Below are 18,030 nucleotides of genomic sequence, written 5' to 3' on the forward strand. Positions count from 1 at the left end.
AATCTATTGAATGGCAAAAAAGCACGCCCATTCTCCTTATCTATGCATATTCGACCCGGTACCTCCAAGGAACTCATTTCTGGGCCGTATACTATCAGAATTGGGAGAATACTTATAAGGAGCTGAATCGGCCTGGCAAATATCCCGATGCCGGAGATCATCCGGCGAACGTCCGATTGCCCCTGCATACGGGTTTGAGGAACTCCCTATCTTCACTCTGTTCGGAAGGGTGAACGTTCCGATATTTCTGGTTTGATTTTTACCCACTGGCTTTTTTTCTGGCTTATTATAAGTGCTTGTTGTCTGATTATTAATGCGTTGGCCACGATTCGCTGCCTTTTGCGTCTGACTATCTAATGTCCTGTTAACCCTGGGTGAAATAATTGACTCAAAATAACCCTTCTTATATGTAAGAGTAACCTCATAGATTATAGAGTTCTGACTGATAATATTACTGTAGCTAGTTTGATAGCTGTTACCAGATTTATAAATACGCTTTAATGCGATAATCCTGCTTAAGTTAATTGTGACAAAATTAGAAGTAAATTCAATATAACCAATATCAACGCCCTGGCTTTTTCGTTTATCGACTATTTTTTTATTAAAAATTAATTTTATTTTCACTTCATGATTACTATCTTGGCCATTAATTGTATAACAGTACTTACCATTCACTAGTTGAAGCTTATTGATCGGCAGGTTCGCTATTGAAACAATGTGCTTCATGCCTCCTGTTTTACTAAGCTTAGAAACAGATTTCACTTCTAAAGAGCCTTTCATCATCCAAAACTCCTTTTTTCCTCAAGTGTGATGGAGTAACTAAATTATCTTACTTTTCAATAAACTAACTCACATTCTTTATATCGGAAAAATAGAGTGGATTTTAACTAAATATTGGATAATTTCGCCTTAGCATTTGGAGAGGCTCTGGAATAAAAAGCGGAGAAGGAAATTTGCTATAACTAAAAGTTGGCCTCACGGTGTAAAAATTAAACGGAAGAATTCCGCTTAATTTGTAATCACCCCTTCATTTCCACATAAATAAGGGTGTGTTTTCCGCTTATTTAATCTGAATCATTAAATTTCGGCTTATTTTAAACAGTTAACCGGAATATCTCCACCTATTACGGCCTCAAAAGCGTCCGCTACATACAATAGCCGGAAATTCTCCGCTTATGAATTCCACGTCTTCACGAAAATCTGGCAATCAACCATTACAGAGCCAAAATACATCCTCCTTTAGTACTAAAACAGTTGTTAAATATTGTTAAAACCACTGATATGTTATAACATCTTGATAGATGTGTTTACTCCTAAAAAGGACAGCAAAGGAGGCGGTTTTCTGGAATGATTAAGGTAAATATCGACAGGGTGAGGGATTCGAGCGCAAGTCTCCATACCATTTCCTCTAAATTGGATCAGCTTGAATCACAGCTTTTCTCATTGAATTATGCTGTGGATTCAAGGATTAAAGCCCGTAAAGGGATTAACTCTTCTTTATGGCTAACTAACCGGCAGATTCGAGAATTGGAAACTAACGTAAAAGCACTTAAGTCTTTTATAAATGTTGCCACGCAAACGTATGAAAATGCGGAGAAAAATGTTGAGAAGCGAGCTCAACATATGTTGAAAAATGCCGGTGAAAAAGCGCAATCATTAGAAGTTTGCAAGATTCCTGGTAATGGAAAAACTCCTGATAAAGTCAAATCCACCAATGCAGTTCGCTGGGATCAAGGGCTGGCTGACTTTTTGACTCATAATGAAATCAATTTAATCCGTGATATGTTGGTCGAGTTGCCGTTATCTGGACTGCCTGCCTACTACCATCTGCCAAGGTTCATAGTTGACGGTAAGTACTTAAAGGTTTTAAACAGTGAGACGTACCATGGCGGACATGGTTTAGCACGAAGATATACAATTGAAAACATCAAAAACAACAAATACCCTCATGCAACGAAGCTATACAATATCTCTAAGTGGGTTAAAGGGATTAATGTAGTCGCGAAAGTGGCTCCTTGGCTTTCGGGTGGTGCTGAGGCATATAATGAACTGACTACTGAAAAGAAAATTTCTGTAGAAAGAAAGGTCAGCAATGCTGTGATAGCTGGCGGAGCCTCCGTTGGTGTTGGTGTTGCTGGTGCAAAAATCGGGGCAGCTGTCGGCACCTTTATCGCGCCGGGAGTCGGAACGGTTGCTGGCGCAGTCATTGGCGCCGGTGTAGGTGTCCTATCAGCTTATGTAGGGGACAAACTTCTCAAAGCTGAAATATGGGGCAGCGGAAAGAATAAGAAATCAACCTTGGGCGTTGTTCAGGACGTCGTTGGCGATGGTGTAGAAGCTGTCGGAAGTGCTGTAAAAGGAGCGGCCGAATGGGTAGGCGGTCTATTCAATTCCAAACCGAAGACTGGTGCGGTGTCACCTGGCTAGATGAGAAAAGGAGATCTTAGGATGACATTTGATTTATCAACAACTGATATTGGATTTTTATGCGTGATCATTGAGCAGCCATTTCCTCTTTTCATCGAAGACCCATTCGCTGACTATTCCCCTGAAAAAATGGAGAGAGAATGGATCAGCTTTTGCGAAGAATCCTTTTCAAAAGGATTTCTAAAATTGAATGAAGAAGGAAATCCATATATAACTGATCATTTAATGGAACACCTGGCAGGTATTTTCACAGCAGAACAAGTCATTTCAGTTATAGAAAATGAAGAAATACGAACCATTATCTATACTGGTGAAAACACCGAAAAGAATGTTGTCGTAAAGGTATATCCTGAACACTATTCCTTATCCCTCGTCACCTCTGAAGGCTTTCACAGTGAATTGCTATCTGTGGCCACCGACACGAACAATGAGATAAACCAACTCAATGAATTCCAATTAGAAGTATCTCTTGCTGACTTTGAAAAATTATTAGAAATTCTTTCTGAACAAGGGACGGATGCTCTTTTTACATACTGTGAAAATATGAATCTTCCTGCAAAATCAGTATCAACCATTTTATCTGCGGTTCACTCGCAAAATACCACAGTCTACTTAAAAGAGAACCTTCGTCATAGAGAAACGAAAATGACAGTAGCAGCAAATGATTCTGGTAAAATAAAAACAGCAACCACAGTCTATTCAGCTGCAGGTGACAAGGTTATATTAAGAGAGACCCAGTTAGGCAACTTGCCTCTGTTGTTAACTAGTTAGAGAGGGGAATACAATGAAAACGGTCAGAACTCAACCTGTCTACACAAACCCTAAAGAAATGCAAAAAAATATTAAGTTGGTAAATATAGCATTCTTTATCATAACTATGTTCATTTCACTAATTAATTTGCAGCATTTCTCTACCCTGCCAATTTGGATGAATATAAGTTTTATTATATTGCTAGTCTCTTCGGTTACACTTTTTGGCTATGGATTATCACTTTCCAAAAAGTACAAAACCTGGATTAAGGCTGGCCGCTATTTATTCTTTTACCTTATGGTCCTTAGCATTCAACTCTATCTAACATCAAGTGCGATGTATACGACCGGAGTCAGGGACGGACTGATCATTGAGGAAGGAAACTACTCCCAGTTAACCCTTCTCTTATATCTTGCAGGTGCTGTCATTGTCCTTATATTGTCTCTATTCATCTCATCCCCCAAACTAAGGAAATGGAAAAGCGGCAAGGCATATGTGTTCGGATCTTTTTTGGCTGTCGGGATTATCGCTCTGATGTTTGTAGCTTTAACACTAATAAAAGAAGCAGCCTTCGCCCATCCAGAATCCGTAAAACCTTCTTATCAGTTCTTTATGGGATCAGTATTTATCCTTTTCCCAGCTGCAGTCTTAGGAATGAGCATTTTACGCATTAAAAAGGAGAATCGTAATGATGGATAAATACTTGCCAATTGGCTCGGTAGTATTGCTTAATGGCGGATCAAAAAGAATCATGATTTACGGAAGGAAGCAAAAAGAATTAAACTCCGACAAAGTTTGGGATTATATCGCCTGCCTCTATCCAGAAGGGAACCTAAACGAAGAATATATGTACCTCTTCAACCATGACCAAATCGAAAAAGTTTTTTTCATCGGCTTCCAGGATGAAGAAGAAATTGAATTCGCGAATAAAAATCTGATATAACCGCAAAAAAAAGAAGCGAGGTTGCCCTCGCTTCTTTCTTTTGGTTTATTGAATCCAAGCTCCATCTGGACCTAGTTTATACTTACCGATTTTCGTATTGTAGGCCATCTTTCCGTTGCTGTAGAGGTAGTACCATTTGGTTCCTGATTTTACCCAGCCGGTTTGCATAACTCCGCTGCCAGAGAGGAAGTACCAGCTTGCGCCTTCTTTAATCCAGCCTGTCTTCATAACACCAGAGTCTGCAAGGAAATACCACTTGCCTGCGTCTTTGATCCAGCCCGTTTTCATTGCTCCGCTGTCTGCAAGGAAATACCACTTGCCGCCATCCTTGACCCAGCCTGTTTTCATTACTCCGCTGTCTGCAAGGAAGTACCACTTGCCGCCAGCCTTGATCCAGCCTGTTTTCATTGCTCCGCTGTCTGCAAGGAAGTACCATTTGCCGCCAGCCTTGATCCAGCGTGTTTTCATTGCTCCGCTGTCTGCAAGGAAGTACCACTTGCCTGCATCCTTAATCCAGCCTGTTTTCATCGCTCCGCTGTCTGCAAGGAAATACCACTTGCCGCCATCCTTGATCCAGCCAGTTGCCATTACGCCTTCGTCAGACAGGAAGTACCATTTGCCGCCATCTTGGACCCAGCCAGTAGCCATGACGCCATCAACATAATAGTACCAGTTGCCATCTTTTTGTACCCAGCCTGATAATGCTGGTTCTTCTTCTGATGGGCTGTCTGTCGCTTTACGATCGAGCTTGATGACGACTGTCGTCAGTGGGTCGATCGTGATGGTTGAATCCGTTAATTCTACACCAGATAGTTCAGCTACCGGCTTCACACCAGCTTCATCACTGTCGACAAGTACTTCTCCGCCAGCGAAGTTGTAATCGCCAAGCGTCAATGTGCGTGCTTTTGTATCAGCATTCACGAACACATAGTAGTTGCCAGTCTCGTCAGTCGATACGTTTTCGTATGCAATGACAAGGTCTGTATCTAGGATTTCAGGGATATCGAGCAATGTGACGTTTTGGTCAACCAATTCCGTTTCGCCAAGGCGGAACGCGTTTGTTGACTTTCTTAACTCGATCAAACCTTTTGTGAAGGCTTGTGTTGTCGTGTTCACTTCGTATTCTTCTTTGTTTGTTGCTTTTTCCCAATCGAACATATTGATTGCATCGGAAGAATCATATGAGTCATGGATGAAGTATCCGAATGACTGTCCTTGTGCATCCTTCAGTTCGTGGTACTTCTGTTCAGGAACTCCTTCGCCTTTCCACTGCTTCGTTCTGCCATACTCCTGGCCAGCGTGAAGGAATGCTGTTCCCTGGGATGTTAAAATAATCGAGTTTCCAATGCGGATTCGCTTATGGATTTCCAACTCATTTTCAGCTACTGACGGATCCTTCTTGATCGATTGGGCAATAACATCGTGAAGCGGCAGGTTATCATGCGCCGCGATGTACTGGACCATATCGCCTGGATCGTCCCAAGCTGTATTGCCTGGCTGACCTTTGATGTTCTTGAAGATGGTGTTGATGTCTCTTGCTCCGCCTGTGATGAAACGAGGTTCACCTTCAGAACCGAAGCCTGACTTCAATTCGTTACGGATTTCGTCAGAGAATACACCAACGTCATCAGTTTTGTCCATCCAATCCTGATCAGCACCCATGCCCGCCAATTCTGGCTCAGCGATGTGGCCTGCGAATGTTCTCCAGCCTTCACCGATGAACAATGCATCAGGATTTACTTCCGCTGCTGCATCATAAGCGTTTTGAACAGATGGATAAGTTGCGTCACCCATCATATCGAAGCGCATACCGTCAATCTTGTATTCTTCGAACCAGTATTTCACTGAATCTACCATCAGCTTTTCAGCCATTGTATGGCTTGTTGCCAGGTTGTTTCCGAAGCCGCCAAGGAAGTTACCTTGAGCGTCCTGGAACGCATAGTAGTTAGGAACGATATCATTCAGCTGGCTTGCTTTTGCCATATGAGTGTAAACAACGTCAAGGACGACACCCATTCCAGCATCATGGATTGCATCGATCATTTCTTTCAGTTCTTTTACACGTTGTTCAGGTTTCGTTGGGTCAAGTGAGTAGGCTCCATCCGGCGAGAAGTAGCTGTGCGGGTCATAGCCCCAGTTATACTCATTGCCGCCTGCAGAGTAGTCAAGCTCTCTTTGGCCCATCTTCGTTTCGTCGCCATAATACCAAGCCATAACAGGAAGCAATTGGACATGTGTTACGCCAAGAGACTTAATGTAATCAAGCTTGTCAGCAAACGCTTCATAAGAACCCCATCTTGCGTTCAAATCACCTTCAATTGAAGGATCGGAAGTGAAGTCACGTACATGGACCTCGTAGATGACTGCATCTTCACGCTTTTTATAGCCATCGATTTTTGCGTGGCTGAATCCTTCAGGGTCTGTATCGCTAAGGTCAACGATCGCTGCCTTACCAACAGTGTCACCATCTGGACCAGCTTCGCCTTCCGTATTCACTGTGAAAGCTGCCATAGATTTTGCATAAGGGTCAAGAACCTGACGAGTCACTCCATCATTTGTAACATCATACTGGTAAAAATAACCCTCAAGATCAGTAACGCTGAGGTCTTCAGGAGCTACGACAACAGACCAGACTCCTTTGTCGCCCTTCACCAATTCAATGCTGCCAATTTTTTCAGCTGCATCGTCTTTATTGAAGAAGTTTGCCACAACCTTGCTTGCTTTTGGAGCCCAAAGCTTCAATGTTGCTCCGCCATCCTTGTAAGTTGCACCAAGGTCATTTCCTTCATAGGCATACATATCATCAAGCATTCTCCAGCCTGAAGCAGCTGAAACCGTTCTGCCTGCATATGTTACGGACAATGGAAGCTTGTCTAAAGCAAATTGTGCTGTAACTTTTACAGAAGTAGCACCAGTGATTTCGGCACCGTCGATTGTCACGTCAGCACCATCTGCATCTTTGATTGCAAGAGCTTCTTTTAGAGAATCGGCTGTTAGACCGTCAGTCATCGTGAAGCCTAATAGAATCGTCTTTTCATTGAGAACTTCTGCAGATACAAGACCTGTCGCCTGTTCCCAGTATGGAGAAACATAGACATTGTCATCGCCCTGCTTTACCCATACGTGATTGTATTTGTCCAGGAGGTTGAAGGTTTTATTCTCTCCATCCTTATCTCCCGTAGACTTGTTTAGCGTGATCATGCCGATTTCTTTTGCATTTTCCTTCAACTGGATATCAACATAAGCACCGTAACGATCAGTTTCCGAGAATGATGCTGCACCAGTAGGCCATCCATCAGATGGTGCTGCAACATCGCCCCAGTTCCAAAGCCCAAAGTTTTCATAGTCAGCATTGTCACGTACATAGTGAACGCGGACTGTGTTTTCAGGCAGGTTGACTGGTTCGTATTTATAAACCTTGTCATCGCCTTGCTTGATAAAAATTTCATTCATATCAGGTGAAGTGATTGTAAAGCCTTTGTCTCCGCCGTCCTTACCAGCGTCACCTTTTGTTACGTCCATAACGAGGAAGCCAATGTTCTTCGCGCCCTCGATAAGTTCTACATCGATATAAGCGCCATAGCTGTCTTTCTTTTCAAACATTGTAGCGCCAGTCGGCCAGCCTGCAGATGGGGATGCAACATCGTTCCACAGCCATGCACCGAAGTTTTCATAGTTGTTGTCATCGCGCTTGTAGTGGATGCGGACATGGTTTTCAGGGATCGGGTCTACATTTCCATCTCCGCCGCCATCTTCAGTACCTGCAGCTTCAGCAGCCGTAATCGCTCCATTTTCAACTGTCAGTAACACAGTACCGCCATCAGCTTTTGCAGGAATTGTTAAAACAACTTCCCCTGCTTCTGAAGCAGTGTAAGTTTTGCTAGAGTAATGGTCTGTAATAACCGCTCCGGCATCAACTGTCAATTTCACATCTTTTGCTGCGTCTGCAACGTTCAAGCCGACATATGCAGCTTCATTTCCATATGTTCTAGCAAAAACCATGAACTTATCAGCGTCTGTACCGCCGATTGTCTTGCGTTCACCTTTAGCGAAAACTTTAGAGTGATCGCCGCGGAAGTTCAGGATTTTCTTGTAGTGATCAAGAATGCCGTTGCCTTCTACCTGATCCCAGGCAAGGTCATAACGGTTATCGTATTGCGGATAGTTATTGGCTCCTGTTTGGCCAAGCTCTTCACCGTAATAAATGACTGGCTGGCCTTTTGCTGTTGCCTGCAGGGAAGCAGCAATCTTCAGCTTGCCTTCGTCATTGCCTACAGCATGCAGGAATCCGTCTTCATCATGGCTTCCAAGGAACTGGCCAAGTGTAGCGGTGTTGTCGATTTTTCCGTTGCGCGAAATTAACGCATCGTTTGCTGCTTTAAGCTTTCCATTCGCAAAGTTTTTCGCGATATTTTTAAAATCAAAGTCGAGAAGTGAGTCCATCATTCCTGTTTCAAGGTATCCAGAGTCGTTTCCTGCACTTGCTCCCCAAGTTTCGCCGATCATCTTATGTTCCGGCATTTTTTCAGTGATTGCGTTCTTGAACGCCATCCATGTTGCATCTTCAACGTGCTTGACTGTGTCGACACGGAAGTAGTCGATTGTGTTGCCTTTTGCAGTTGTAGCTTTGTCGATCCAGTCTGTCTGCCAATCAATGATTGTCTGGCGGACTTCAGGGTCTTCTGTCTTAAAGTCAGGAAGATTAGCTAGTTCTCCGCGGACTTCATCCGAGCCGACATTGCTGCCCTGGCGAAGCAGGCTGCTGAAAGTAGCGCGCTCTTCATCTGTCGGGAAGCCGGCAGGAGGATTTTCAATAGAACCGTCAATATCTTTCAAGCCATAACCTGTATGGTTAAGAACCACATCGACCATGATTTTAATGCCGCGCTCGTGTGCAGCGTCAATCAGGTTGTGGAAATCTTCCATAGAACCGAAGTGAGGGTTCAAGTTGCCAAAATTACTAGCCCAATAGCCATGGTATGCATAGTAAGAGTGGCCCTCTTCATTGTCGTAACGTACATCATGCTTGATGTTTTCTACAATCGGGCTGATCCAGATTGTGTTGACACCTAGATCATCGAGGTAATCTAATTTCTCTGTGATTCCTTTAAAGTCACCGCCCTGATACGTGCCGCGGTCATTTTTTGCATCGTAGTTCTGGTTGTAAGGATCGTTGTTCGTTTCATCACCGTCAAAGAAACGGTCAGTCAGCATGAAGTAAATGATCGACTCATCCCAGTCAAAATCATTTGCGCCGACAGCTTGTCTTGTTTTAACTTCTACAGTAGCAGTACCGTTGTAAGGGTTCCCAAAAGAGTCAACAACAGTTAACGGAATTTCTTTAGTTCCAGCTGTTACATTGTCATCCACTGCAATGGTTACTTCTTTTAATGCAGGGTCGATTTCCAGCTGCTTGGATCCGCCAAGCGCCGAAACGTCAGCTGTAATTTTGCTGAGGGTTAATCCATCAGTCATTCCTTGTACATCAAGAGATAATACTGCGTTCTGGTTGTAATCGATCGCAGCTGGTGCGACTGTGCCTGAAACAGTCAGCTCGCCCTTTTGGAAGACGATTTCTGAAGATGGATTGTATGGATCCTGAACTTCAGTCGTAGTGCCGTCCTTCATGGTTACAACATAAGTGTAAGCAGTTGTTCCATTAGGGATGTTTTCGTAAGTAGCTGTGAATCTCTCATTCTCAGACTCATACGTCATTGGAATGATTTCATCATTAAACTTCAATTCTACTTTTTCAATCGTGTCCATCGCGTCAGTAGCGAAAAGTTCCTTGTCACGATAGAAGAAAGTCGCATTTCCCTGGTTAATTACTGGGCCAGATCCGTCAGGGACGATTCGCATTTGCTCAACGCCGCTTGTGATGAAGGCCTTAGTGATAGAGTCATTTTTGTTGACCGGGATAATACGGTCTTTATCAAACTCTTTTACCGCAGTTGCCCAATCATCAGTGCTGCGGATTACAAGTCCGATATTAGCGGTTTCAGGTGCAACTGCAATATCAGCTGTTGCCATTCCGTTTTCATAAGACTGAAAATCAATCTGATCATTTTGTCTGCCAGTATTCCAAACCCAAATATTCCAGCCGTCATACTGCTGATCTTCACGAATGTAATGAACACGGACTGTGCGGTCAGTCGACTCAACAGCAGTGCCAGTATCTTCTGCAAATGCTTGAGGAGCTGGCACAAAAGGAAGCCATAGGCTCAACAGCATGATTGCAGTCATGAAGATCGAGAAATTACGCTTAGTGTTCTTTCTCATTAACATTTCTTCCCCCTTTTTATAATGTTTGCAGAGTGATAGAGAAGAGTTATTGTAGAAACTCTGATCCATGACTCTGCTGAATGAAATCGTTTGCACAAATCGACAAAAAAATATTCGAATTTATGCAAACGCTTGCAACAAGTTTTCCTCTCAATATTACAATAGATTCAAAGAAACTTCAATTCATTAAAGCAAAAAGAATCTACTGAAAATTTAAAATGTGAGAGAAATGTGAAGAGTGGATAGCACCTATGGACGGCGCAGCAAGTCCCTGTACCTATCCCTATTTAGTACGAAAAGGTGTTCAAGATACATCTGCAGGATTATTTATTCCCAAAATCTAAAAAAACTTCATTCATAGGATGAAAGACTCAAAAAAAATATGTATTTTATTTAAATAAAATTGTATATTTATCTCACAGGGGGTAATTTATGGAAAAAATTACACGATCAGCTAGATATGTAGATTTGGACTGGATCAAGGTACTGGCCACGCTGCTCGTCTTCCTTTATCACTGTTCGATGTTTTTCAATTCGTTCGATTGGCACATTAAAAACAATTCCATTGATCAAACATATATCGAGTTTTTCTCGCTCTTGTTGGGAAACTGGATCATGCCTATTTTCTTTGTATTGTCAGGAATGGCTACTTACTATGCTTTGAATAGAAGGAATTCGAAAAGCTTTATAAAAGAAAGATTTTTACGGCTTGGGCTGCCCTTACTGTTGGGGGTTTTCCTGTTATCACCTCCCCAGGTGTACATAGAAAGAATCACGAACCATCAATTTGAAGGCTCATTCCTGGAGTTCTTCCCTCATTATTTTGAGGGACTCTATCTGGAAATTGGCGGTACCGGGAACTTCGCATTCTTCGGACATCACCTGTGGTATCTTTTAATGTTACTGCTATTCTCGGTTATTACATTGCCTTTTTTCATAAAAACCAAAGGTATAGAGATTGGTAAGGAATTTAGTATCCGCCATTATTTATTCATTCCTATCCCTCTATCAATCGCCGCTTTGACAGTCAACAATGTCGTAAATTTAGCAAGCTGGGGAATCATCTTTTATCTATTTTTATATGTTTTTGGATTCTATTTTTTCGCTCGAGGATCATTAAGGCCGTTTGTCCGTAAAATAGGACCTCTAGCTGGTGCTTTAAGTATACTGAGTACCGCTGCCTATATATCCTGGGTATTTCTCTATGGCTTTCCTATGGAGATATCATTGGGATGGGCAGTATTCATGATCATCCGTGTCCTATTGGTATGGAACATGATCTTCTTTATCCTATACCTGGGCGATCAGTATCTGAACGTTTCCAACCAGGCATTGAAATATACCAGTGAAGCCTCCATGCCGTTTTACGTACTTCATCAACCTGTCATCATCATATTGGGGTTTTTCATCTATAATCTGGATTGGCCTGTTCCTGTAAAACTGATAATTCTGATATCAGCAGCATTTCTAGTGATTATGGGTTTATACGAGTTGATCATTCGACGAGTTAATATTCTAAGGGTTGTATTTGGGCTAAAAGCAAGCCGTCCTGGTGAAGGGTCTCTTGTACTAAATAATACAGGGACATACCGCCGTAAAATATAGGGAGTAAGAAATACAAAAATATATATTATCAAAGTGAGGTCAATTACATGCAGTGGTATTTAGAGGCAATAAAGAATTACGCTAATTTTAAAGGCAGAGCGAGACGGAAAGAATACTGGTTGTTTAATTTATTTCACATTCTTATAATGGGTACACTCTACCTTGCAGGATCCGCTATGGAGTCACTTCTTTTGTTTGTAGTCATATTAATTTATTATTTCTTAACGTTAATTCCATACCTTTCTGTCACCGTTCGCAGACTGCACGATATCGGATACAGCGGCTGGATGTACTTAGTTAATTTCATACCGTTGGTCGGGGGGATTATCCTACTAGTATTCACTTGTTTGGATAGCGACGCAAATGAAAACAAGTATGGGGCGAATCCTAAAATTTCAATTAATCAATCCGCTTAACTTGTCTATTACAGCTTAGAAACTTTCTGTACAGCTTCTGCTGAGGCAGAATTGAAAAATAAGAATCCAGAATGACTATCTTATTTGATGGTCATTTTTTTATTTCTAGACAATTGGATGCCTAATCATATTTGAAAATACTTTAAAGCCTGTTTGACAGAAGTAATTTCTGAAGATTGGGATGTTTGTTATGACCTTCTAATTTTTTTGACGCAAAACCGTCCCTTCAACGTTCCAACTCCAGAGCGATACCACTTTTACAACAAAAAAAGAAGCATAAAGCCACGCTTACGCTCCTCACCTTTATTTCTAGTGCCGGATAAGAAAAGAGATCTTCAACATATCCCCACTCCACGCTTTCTTACTTTTTTCCTGCTATTATTTTCAGCACTGTATGTTACTTAGGACCCGTTCTATGATCAAAATTAATTATTTGCTTTATTAATCTCTTTTTTTTCTAAGTATTTAATATAAACCGCATTAATTAGCAATAGACTAACTGAAATTAGAGCGACCTTAGTCCCTAAGGTGAATGAGAGCATAGCTAATATAAGAGCTCCAAATACCAATATTTTACTTAATAATGTTTTAATTTTTAACTCCCCCTTTTTTTACAATATACCATATTAACTGAAATTTATTTTATCAATTTTTTCCAGTATAATAAGCATTTTCCCAACCTCTTAATACGTTCAGCCATCAACTATTCAGTTAATATTTAACAATAGTATTTACACTTTAAGATAAATTCACTACTATTTACCAATAAATTCTCAAAAACTTTCCCAACTGGTAAGCTATTTATTTACTAAATTACTTGATATATGATTTAGTAGCACCACAAAAAAACCATATATTAGGAGGAAGAAATGAAAAAAGGTCTAGTTTTATTATTATCGTTGCTTATGTTTATGGTCCCAACACTTGTATCGGCTGCTCCAAATTCAACTGCCGAAGAAAACAAAAGAACAGAAACTGTAACTTATGATGGCATACAGTATACTATTAGTACTGTACAAACAGGAGTTATAAAAAAGATTATTGTTTCAGATGCGGAACTAAAAGATGTTGCTGTTTTAATTGAAAACACACAAACCGGTCAAAAGACACTAAATGGAGAAAAGATAGATTTTAATATGGAAGAACCCTTACATAACACACCTCAAGATGGTGATGTATCTGCAAATTTAGTTCCAGCTCCTGAAACAGGAACAACTTGGAGTTATTACACTACTATATCAAATAGTGTTAATCTCTTAACTAGCGGTACAGCTCTTATAGGAGCACTTATTACTATCGTAAAAGCAGCATCTAACGCTGCCGGTACAGATAGCATTTTGTCTACATCAGCTGCTATCTCACTTGCAATAGCGTTTCTGTCGGGGGTTAGCTCTAGTATCTCAACTGTTACCTCAAAAATCATTTTGTATAGAAGATGGTATCCAGCAGCTAGCGACTATGTATACCAATTCAATAACTACTTTTACTATAACGGACGTTCTTTAGGCGGATTCACTTGGAACGCTGGATATGGATGGTAGGAAAATCTGATATTTTCTAATGCAGTAACTCTACCGGAAATTAAGCCATTGAATTACTGGGCAACCGACAAATTTCGGGTGGTGACAGGCACCATAACAAAGGGCAAGTTGAGCAATTTTAAAAGCTCAACCTGCCCTTTTCGTCTTCTGCGCAAAATGGTGTGGGTGTTCATGGTGTACACTACCATTCCTACTCCTCATCTTGTGTCCCGATACTAATCAGCAGGTTAGTAAAAAATGCTGCTCGTTCTGGGATTTGGCTGATGATGATGTGTTCGTTTCTTGCATGGATTCCGTCTCCAATGGTGCCGAGACCATCCAAGGTTGGGACTCCCATATTGGCTGTGAGGTTTCCGTCGCTCCCTCCTCCAACCGATGCTTCTTTTAACTTGAAGCCTTCTTCTTTTGCTGCTTCTTTAGCGGTTTGGAATAGGTTTTTGGTATCTTGATTTCGTTCCATCGGCGGGCGGGAGATTCCCCCTCGAACGTCGATACTTGTTCCCTCTGTGAAGGGTGTCAGTCCACATATTACTTCATCAATATTTTCTTGTTCTTCACTGGTTTTCGCCCGGACATCGATGCCAATCTCTTCATGGTCAGCCACGACATTGAGCTTGCCTCCGCCTTTAACAAATCCAACATTGACGGTGGTTCCAGCCTCGTAATCGGTTAATGACTCTAAAAAACCGATGACCTTGGCAGCCTCTTGAATAGCACTTGCTCCTTCATGATGGTTATTTCCAGCGTGGGCCGCCTTGCCTGTAATATCAATATAATAACGCGCTGAACCCTTTCTTGCCGTTTTCAAAGCACCCGTCTTAACAACGGGGGGTTCAGTAACCAACGCATAATCGCAATCCTTCGCTATTTCTTCAATGACATAGCGCGATGTCGGACTGCTCACCTCTTCTTCACTGGTAAAAAGGAACACAATTTTCTTTGAAAACGGGATATTCAGTTCCTTGATGGCTTTTATTGCCCAAATCGCTTGTACCAAGCCACCCTTCATATCCAGGATGCCAGGCCCATAGGCACGATCGCCTTCGATTTTAAACTCTAAGTCCCCAGGCTCCCAAACCGTATCAAAATGGGAAAGGATTAAGATGGTTTCGTCTCCTTCCCCGAATTCAAATTTCAGATGATTTCCGTATTTCTCTTCTTCCAACACTTTTGCCCGTTTACCATAATAGCGATATAAAAGCTCCTGAATCCTCTCTCCGCACTGGTCGACGAGTTTTTTATTCATTGATGAAGAATCACATTCGACCAGAAACTTGATATCATCTAAAATCTCATGCAAATGGGCCTCCATAAACTGCCTTATGGAATCCATTACTATCACGCTGCTTTCTAGTGTATTTGATAAATCCTGCACATGATTCATGTAGTCCCAGATTATTACGATTGTACTATTATAACATTTATATTATTCGTTTTAACCTGGCATGATAGGCTTTCCACTCGTAATGGAAATGGTTGCATAATCCACATTTATAGCGTGACCACTATGGTTAATAAGCAGTGTATCTTCATCTGTGCTTAGGACAAGTAAGTTATAGCAGCCAAAACCTGACCCTCCCCCTAGCAACGAAAGTCCCAAAAGCCTTTTCCTTTGCATTGGACTAAAAATGTTTGTTAACCTAAATAATGTACTGAATTATCTAAAAATATTTGGAGGGGTTGGATGAAAAAAATAAAGATATTTGGCTTTTTAATGATGGCAGTGATGCTGGTCTTGGCTGCATGCGGATCGGACGATACGGCAAACAGCGGCGGGGATGAAGGCGGTGGTAAAACATACACTGTTGGTACGGATACGACTTATCCTCCGTTCGAATTTGAAGAGGGCGGCAAATATAAAGGAATCGATATCGATATCATCAATGCCATTGCGGAAGAAGAAGGCTTTGAGATCGAACTGAAGCCAATGGACTTCGGGGGCATCATTCCTGCGATCCTTGCTGATCAGCTGGACGTAGCCATTGCTGGCATGAGCATTACGGATGACAGAAAAGAAAAAGTAGATTTTTCAGATCCATACTTTGATGCCGGATTAACACTTGTTGTTTCAGAAGATAACAACGACATTACCAGCGTTGATGACTTAGAAGGTAAAGTTGTCGCCGTTAAGAATGGTACAACAGGTGCTGACCATGCCGAGAAAATTAAAGATGAATATGGCATTAAAGAAGTACGCCAATTCAATGACAGCCCATCGATGTTCCAGGAAGTTGCAAACGGGAACGCAGATGTATTGATTGAAGACTACCCGGTTATCGCGTATGCGATTAAAACAAGCAACCTTGACCTGAAGACCGTCGGGGACCGCCTGAATGGCGACCAGTACGGCATCGCTGTAAAAAAAGGCGAGAACCAGGAGCTGCTTGAAAAAATCAACAGCGGCCTGAAAAAAATCAAGGACAACGGCAAGTACGACGAAATCTTGAACACTTATCTTGAAGAGTAGGAATTTTCTCAGCGCGCTCCCGAAAAGCGCGCTGTCTTTTTCTAAAAATTGAAAGGAGCTAGAATATGGAGATTTTCCAGGAAGCCCTCCCCGTCTTGTGGGCAGGGATAAAACTGACAGCATATATAACTCTTATCGGCTTGCTGTTTGGGTTCATCATCGGTTTAATTACAGCACTATTCCGCCTTTCACCGATTCCGCCTTTACGGTGGATCGCCATTTGGTTCATTAACTTTGTACGCGGAACGCCTTTCCTCGTTCAATTATTCTTTATATATTTCGGAATGAATTCACTGCCCTTCATTTCGCTTCAACCAGTAACAGCTGGTATCGTTGGGATTGCCATCAATGCAGGTGCCTATATAGCGGAAATTGTCCGAGCCGGCATCCAGTCCATCGACAAAGGACAGACGGAAGCTGCACGAACACTGGGGCTGACGAGTGCGCAGACGATGCGGTATATCATCCTGCCGCAGGCTTTAAGAAGGATGCTGCCGACATTCGTGAACCAGGCAATCATCAGCCTGAAGGACACCTCACTCCTGTCCGTCATCGGCATCGCTGAACTGACACAAAGAGGGCAAGTCGTCGTGTCGGCAACCTATGAGCCTTTTAAAGTATGGGGTATGGTCGCTCTCATGTATTTCATCCTGATTTACTTGCTGACCAAACTCGGTGACTTCATAGAGAGGAGGTATGAACTGCGATGAGTGTGATCCAGGTTAATAATCTTAAAAAATCTTTTGGGCAACTCGAAGTCTTAAAAGATATCAGTACAGAGGTGAAAGAGCAGGAAGTGGTGTGTGTCGTAGGTCCCTCCGGCTCTGGTAAAAGTACCTTTCTGCGATGCTTGAATAGACTCGAGGATATCACAGATGGCCATGTCATCGTGAATGGAAATGATATCACCGACCCGAAAATCAACATCAATAAAATTCGCCAGGAAGTAGGGATGGTGTTCCAGCACTTCAATCTCTTCCCTCATAAAACCGTGCTGCAAAACATTACGCTCGCACCGGTCAAAGCAAAGGGTGTCGACAAAGAGGCTGCGAAACAGACAGCCCTCGAACTGCTCAGAAAAGTAGGCCTTGAGGAAAAAGCAGACAGCTATCCCGGAGAACTATCCGGCGGACAAAAGCAGCGTGTCGCCATCGCCAGGGCACTTGCCATGGAACCAAAGGTCATGCTGTTTGATGAACCGACTTCCGCGCTCGACCCCGAGATGATCGGAGAAGTCCTCGAGGTTATGAAAGACCTCGCCCGCGAAGGCATGACAATGGTCGTCGTGACTCACGAAATGGGCTTTGCCCGTGAAGTCGGCGACCGCGTCATCTTCATGGATGGCGGTTATATCGTTGAAGAGGATGTACCGGGAGAATTGTTTGGTAATCCTAAACATGAACGTACGAAGGCTTTTCTGGGGAAAGTTTTATAATTAGGACTGTGAAGAATGGACGTTTCATGCTTCTTCACATGTCCCTCCTCTTTCAATACAAAAGCGGTTACTACTTTTCTTTCAATATGTTTGTCAACAAATCTCCTAGTTTATTTAATTTCGAGATTGAAATTTTGTCATCGCACCGAAGCTGTCGTTGACG

The 18,030-nt window shown here is 42.2% G+C and carries 13 protein-coding genes; 10 read left to right on the top strand and 3 right to left on the bottom strand.

Going from position 1 to position 18,030, the window contains the following annotated elements; translation table 11 throughout:
* Window positions 1-36 precede the first annotated feature (36 nt).
* A complete protein-coding gene (locus tag LGO15_RS22375; RefSeq protein WP_226086086.1) occupies window positions 37-783 on the bottom strand; it encodes a hypothetical protein in 747 nt (248 codons plus the stop codon).
* Between the two features lie 564 nt (window positions 784-1,347).
* Between LGO15_RS22375 and LGO15_RS22380 the strand changes: the two genes are divergently transcribed.
* Genes LGO15_RS22380 through LGO15_RS22395 form a run of 4 tightly spaced genes read left to right on the top strand, consistent with a single transcriptional unit; the run spans window position 1,348 to window position 4,121 of the window.
* Window positions 1,348-2,427: a bacteriocin class II family protein gene (locus LGO15_RS22380; protein ID WP_226086087.1), complete on the top strand. Its 1,080-nt coding sequence runs from the start codon at window positions 1,348-1,350 to the stop codon at window positions 2,425-2,427.
* Window positions 2,428-2,448: 21 nt separating this feature from the next.
* Complete coding sequence (locus LGO15_RS22385; RefSeq protein WP_226086088.1) at window positions 2,449-3,198, top strand: hypothetical protein; 750 nt, start codon at window positions 2,449-2,451, stop codon at window positions 3,196-3,198.
* A gap of 13 nt (window positions 3,199-3,211) precedes the next feature.
* Window positions 3,212-3,877 carry a hypothetical protein gene (locus LGO15_RS22390; protein ID WP_226086089.1) on the top strand — a complete coding sequence of 222 codons (666 nt, stop codon included), beginning with the start codon at window positions 3,212-3,214 and terminating at the stop codon, window positions 3,875-3,877.
* A complete protein-coding gene (locus LGO15_RS22395) occupies window positions 3,870-4,121 on the top strand; it encodes a DUF4176 domain-containing protein (protein WP_226087963.1) in 252 nt (83 codons plus the stop codon). The genes LGO15_RS22390 and LGO15_RS22395 overlap by 8 nt, the downstream gene beginning before the upstream one ends.
* Window positions 4,122-4,166: 45 nt before the next feature.
* Here LGO15_RS22395 and LGO15_RS22400 read toward each other — a convergent pair whose 3' ends face one another.
* A complete protein-coding gene (locus LGO15_RS22400) occupies window positions 4,167-10,400 on the bottom strand; it encodes a pullulanase (RefSeq protein ID WP_413231362.1) in 6,234 nt (2,077 codons plus the stop codon).
* A gap of 435 nt (window positions 10,401-10,835) precedes the next feature.
* Between LGO15_RS22400 and LGO15_RS22405 the strand changes: the two genes are divergently transcribed.
* The 3 genes from LGO15_RS22405 (at window position 10,836) to LGO15_RS22415 (ending at window position 13,965) form a co-directional block, all read left to right on the top strand.
* Window positions 10,836-12,008: an acyltransferase family protein gene (locus tag LGO15_RS22405; RefSeq protein ID WP_226086091.1), complete on the top strand. Its 1,173-nt coding sequence runs from the start codon at window positions 10,836-10,838 to the stop codon at window positions 12,006-12,008.
* A gap of 47 nt (window positions 12,009-12,055) precedes the next feature.
* Complete coding sequence (locus LGO15_RS22410; protein ID WP_226086092.1) at window positions 12,056-12,424, top strand: DUF805 domain-containing protein; 369 nt, start codon at window positions 12,056-12,058, stop codon at window positions 12,422-12,424.
* Window positions 12,425-13,293: 869 nt separating this feature from the next.
* A complete protein-coding gene (locus LGO15_RS22415) occupies window positions 13,294-13,965 on the top strand; it encodes a hypothetical protein (RefSeq protein WP_226086093.1) in 672 nt (223 codons plus the stop codon).
* A gap of 190 nt (window positions 13,966-14,155) precedes the next feature.
* Here the strand turns inward: LGO15_RS22415 and LGO15_RS22420 are convergent, their stop codons facing one another.
* The gene (locus LGO15_RS22420) at window positions 14,156-15,265 is read right to left on the bottom strand and encodes a M20 family metallopeptidase (protein WP_318999807.1); all 1,110 of its coding nucleotides are present in this window, start codon (window positions 15,263-15,265) and stop codon (window positions 14,156-14,158) included.
* A 384-nt stretch (window positions 15,266-15,649) separates the two neighbouring features.
* Here LGO15_RS22420 and LGO15_RS22425 point away from each other — a divergent pair, with 384 nt between their 5' ends.
* From LGO15_RS22425 to LGO15_RS22435, 3 genes are all read left to right on the top strand, one after another.
* Window positions 15,650-16,432 carry a transporter substrate-binding domain-containing protein gene (locus LGO15_RS22425; protein ID WP_226086095.1) on the top strand — a complete coding sequence of 261 codons (783 nt, stop codon included), beginning with the start codon at window positions 15,650-15,652 and terminating at the stop codon, window positions 16,430-16,432.
* Between the two features lie 65 nt (window positions 16,433-16,497).
* Entirely contained in the window at window positions 16,498-17,142 is a 645-nt protein-coding gene (locus LGO15_RS22430) for an amino acid ABC transporter permease (protein WP_167831245.1), read from the top strand.
* The gene (locus tag LGO15_RS22435; protein WP_318999808.1) at window positions 17,139-17,867 is read left to right on the top strand and encodes an amino acid ABC transporter ATP-binding protein; all 729 of its coding nucleotides are present in this window, start codon (window positions 17,139-17,141) and stop codon (window positions 17,865-17,867) included. Before LGO15_RS22430 ends, LGO15_RS22435 begins: the two co-directional genes overlap by 4 nt.
* Window positions 17,868-18,030: the final 163 nt, after the last annotated feature.

Origin of the sequence: Mesobacillus sp. S13 (assembly GCF_020422885.1) — a bacterium.
In the GTDB taxonomy this organism is placed as follows: domain Bacteria; phylum Bacillota; class Bacilli; order Bacillales; family Cytobacillaceae; genus Mesobacillus; species Mesobacillus selenatarsenatis_A.

Coding starts and splice junctions, on each gene's coding strand:
- LGO15_RS22390 (WP_226086089.1), top strand. CDS start 3,212: ATGAAAACGGTCAGAACTCAACCTGTCTACACAAACCCTAAAGAAATG.
- LGO15_RS22425 (WP_226086095.1), top strand. CDS start 15,650: ATGAAAAAAATAAAGATATTTGGCTTTTTAATGATGGCAGTGATGCTG.
- LGO15_RS22385 (WP_226086088.1), top strand. CDS start 2,449: ATGACATTTGATTTATCAACAACTGATATTGGATTTTTATGCGTGATC.
- LGO15_RS22375 (WP_226086086.1), bottom strand. CDS start 783: ATGATGAAAGGCTCTTTAGAAGTGAAATCTGTTTCTAAGCTTAGTAAA.
- LGO15_RS22405 (WP_226086091.1), top strand. CDS start 10,836: ATGGAAAAAATTACACGATCAGCTAGATATGTAGATTTGGACTGGATC.
- LGO15_RS22395 (WP_226087963.1), top strand. CDS start 3,870: ATGGATAAATACTTGCCAATTGGCTCGGTAGTATTGCTTAATGGCGGA.
- LGO15_RS22410 (WP_226086092.1), top strand. CDS start 12,056: ATGCAGTGGTATTTAGAGGCAATAAAGAATTACGCTAATTTTAAAGGC.
- LGO15_RS22380 (WP_226086087.1), top strand. CDS start 1,348: ATGATTAAGGTAAATATCGACAGGGTGAGGGATTCGAGCGCAAGTCTC.
- LGO15_RS22435 (WP_318999808.1), top strand. CDS start 17,139: ATGAGTGTGATCCAGGTTAATAATCTTAAAAAATCTTTTGGGCAACTC.
- LGO15_RS22430 (WP_167831245.1), top strand. CDS start 16,498: ATGGAGATTTTCCAGGAAGCCCTCCCCGTCTTGTGGGCAGGGATAAAA.
- LGO15_RS22415 (WP_226086093.1), top strand. CDS start 13,294: ATGAAAAAAGGTCTAGTTTTATTATTATCGTTGCTTATGTTTATGGTC.
- LGO15_RS22400 (WP_413231362.1), bottom strand. CDS start 10,400: ATGAGAAAGAACACTAAGCGTAATTTCTCGATCTTCATGACTGCAATC.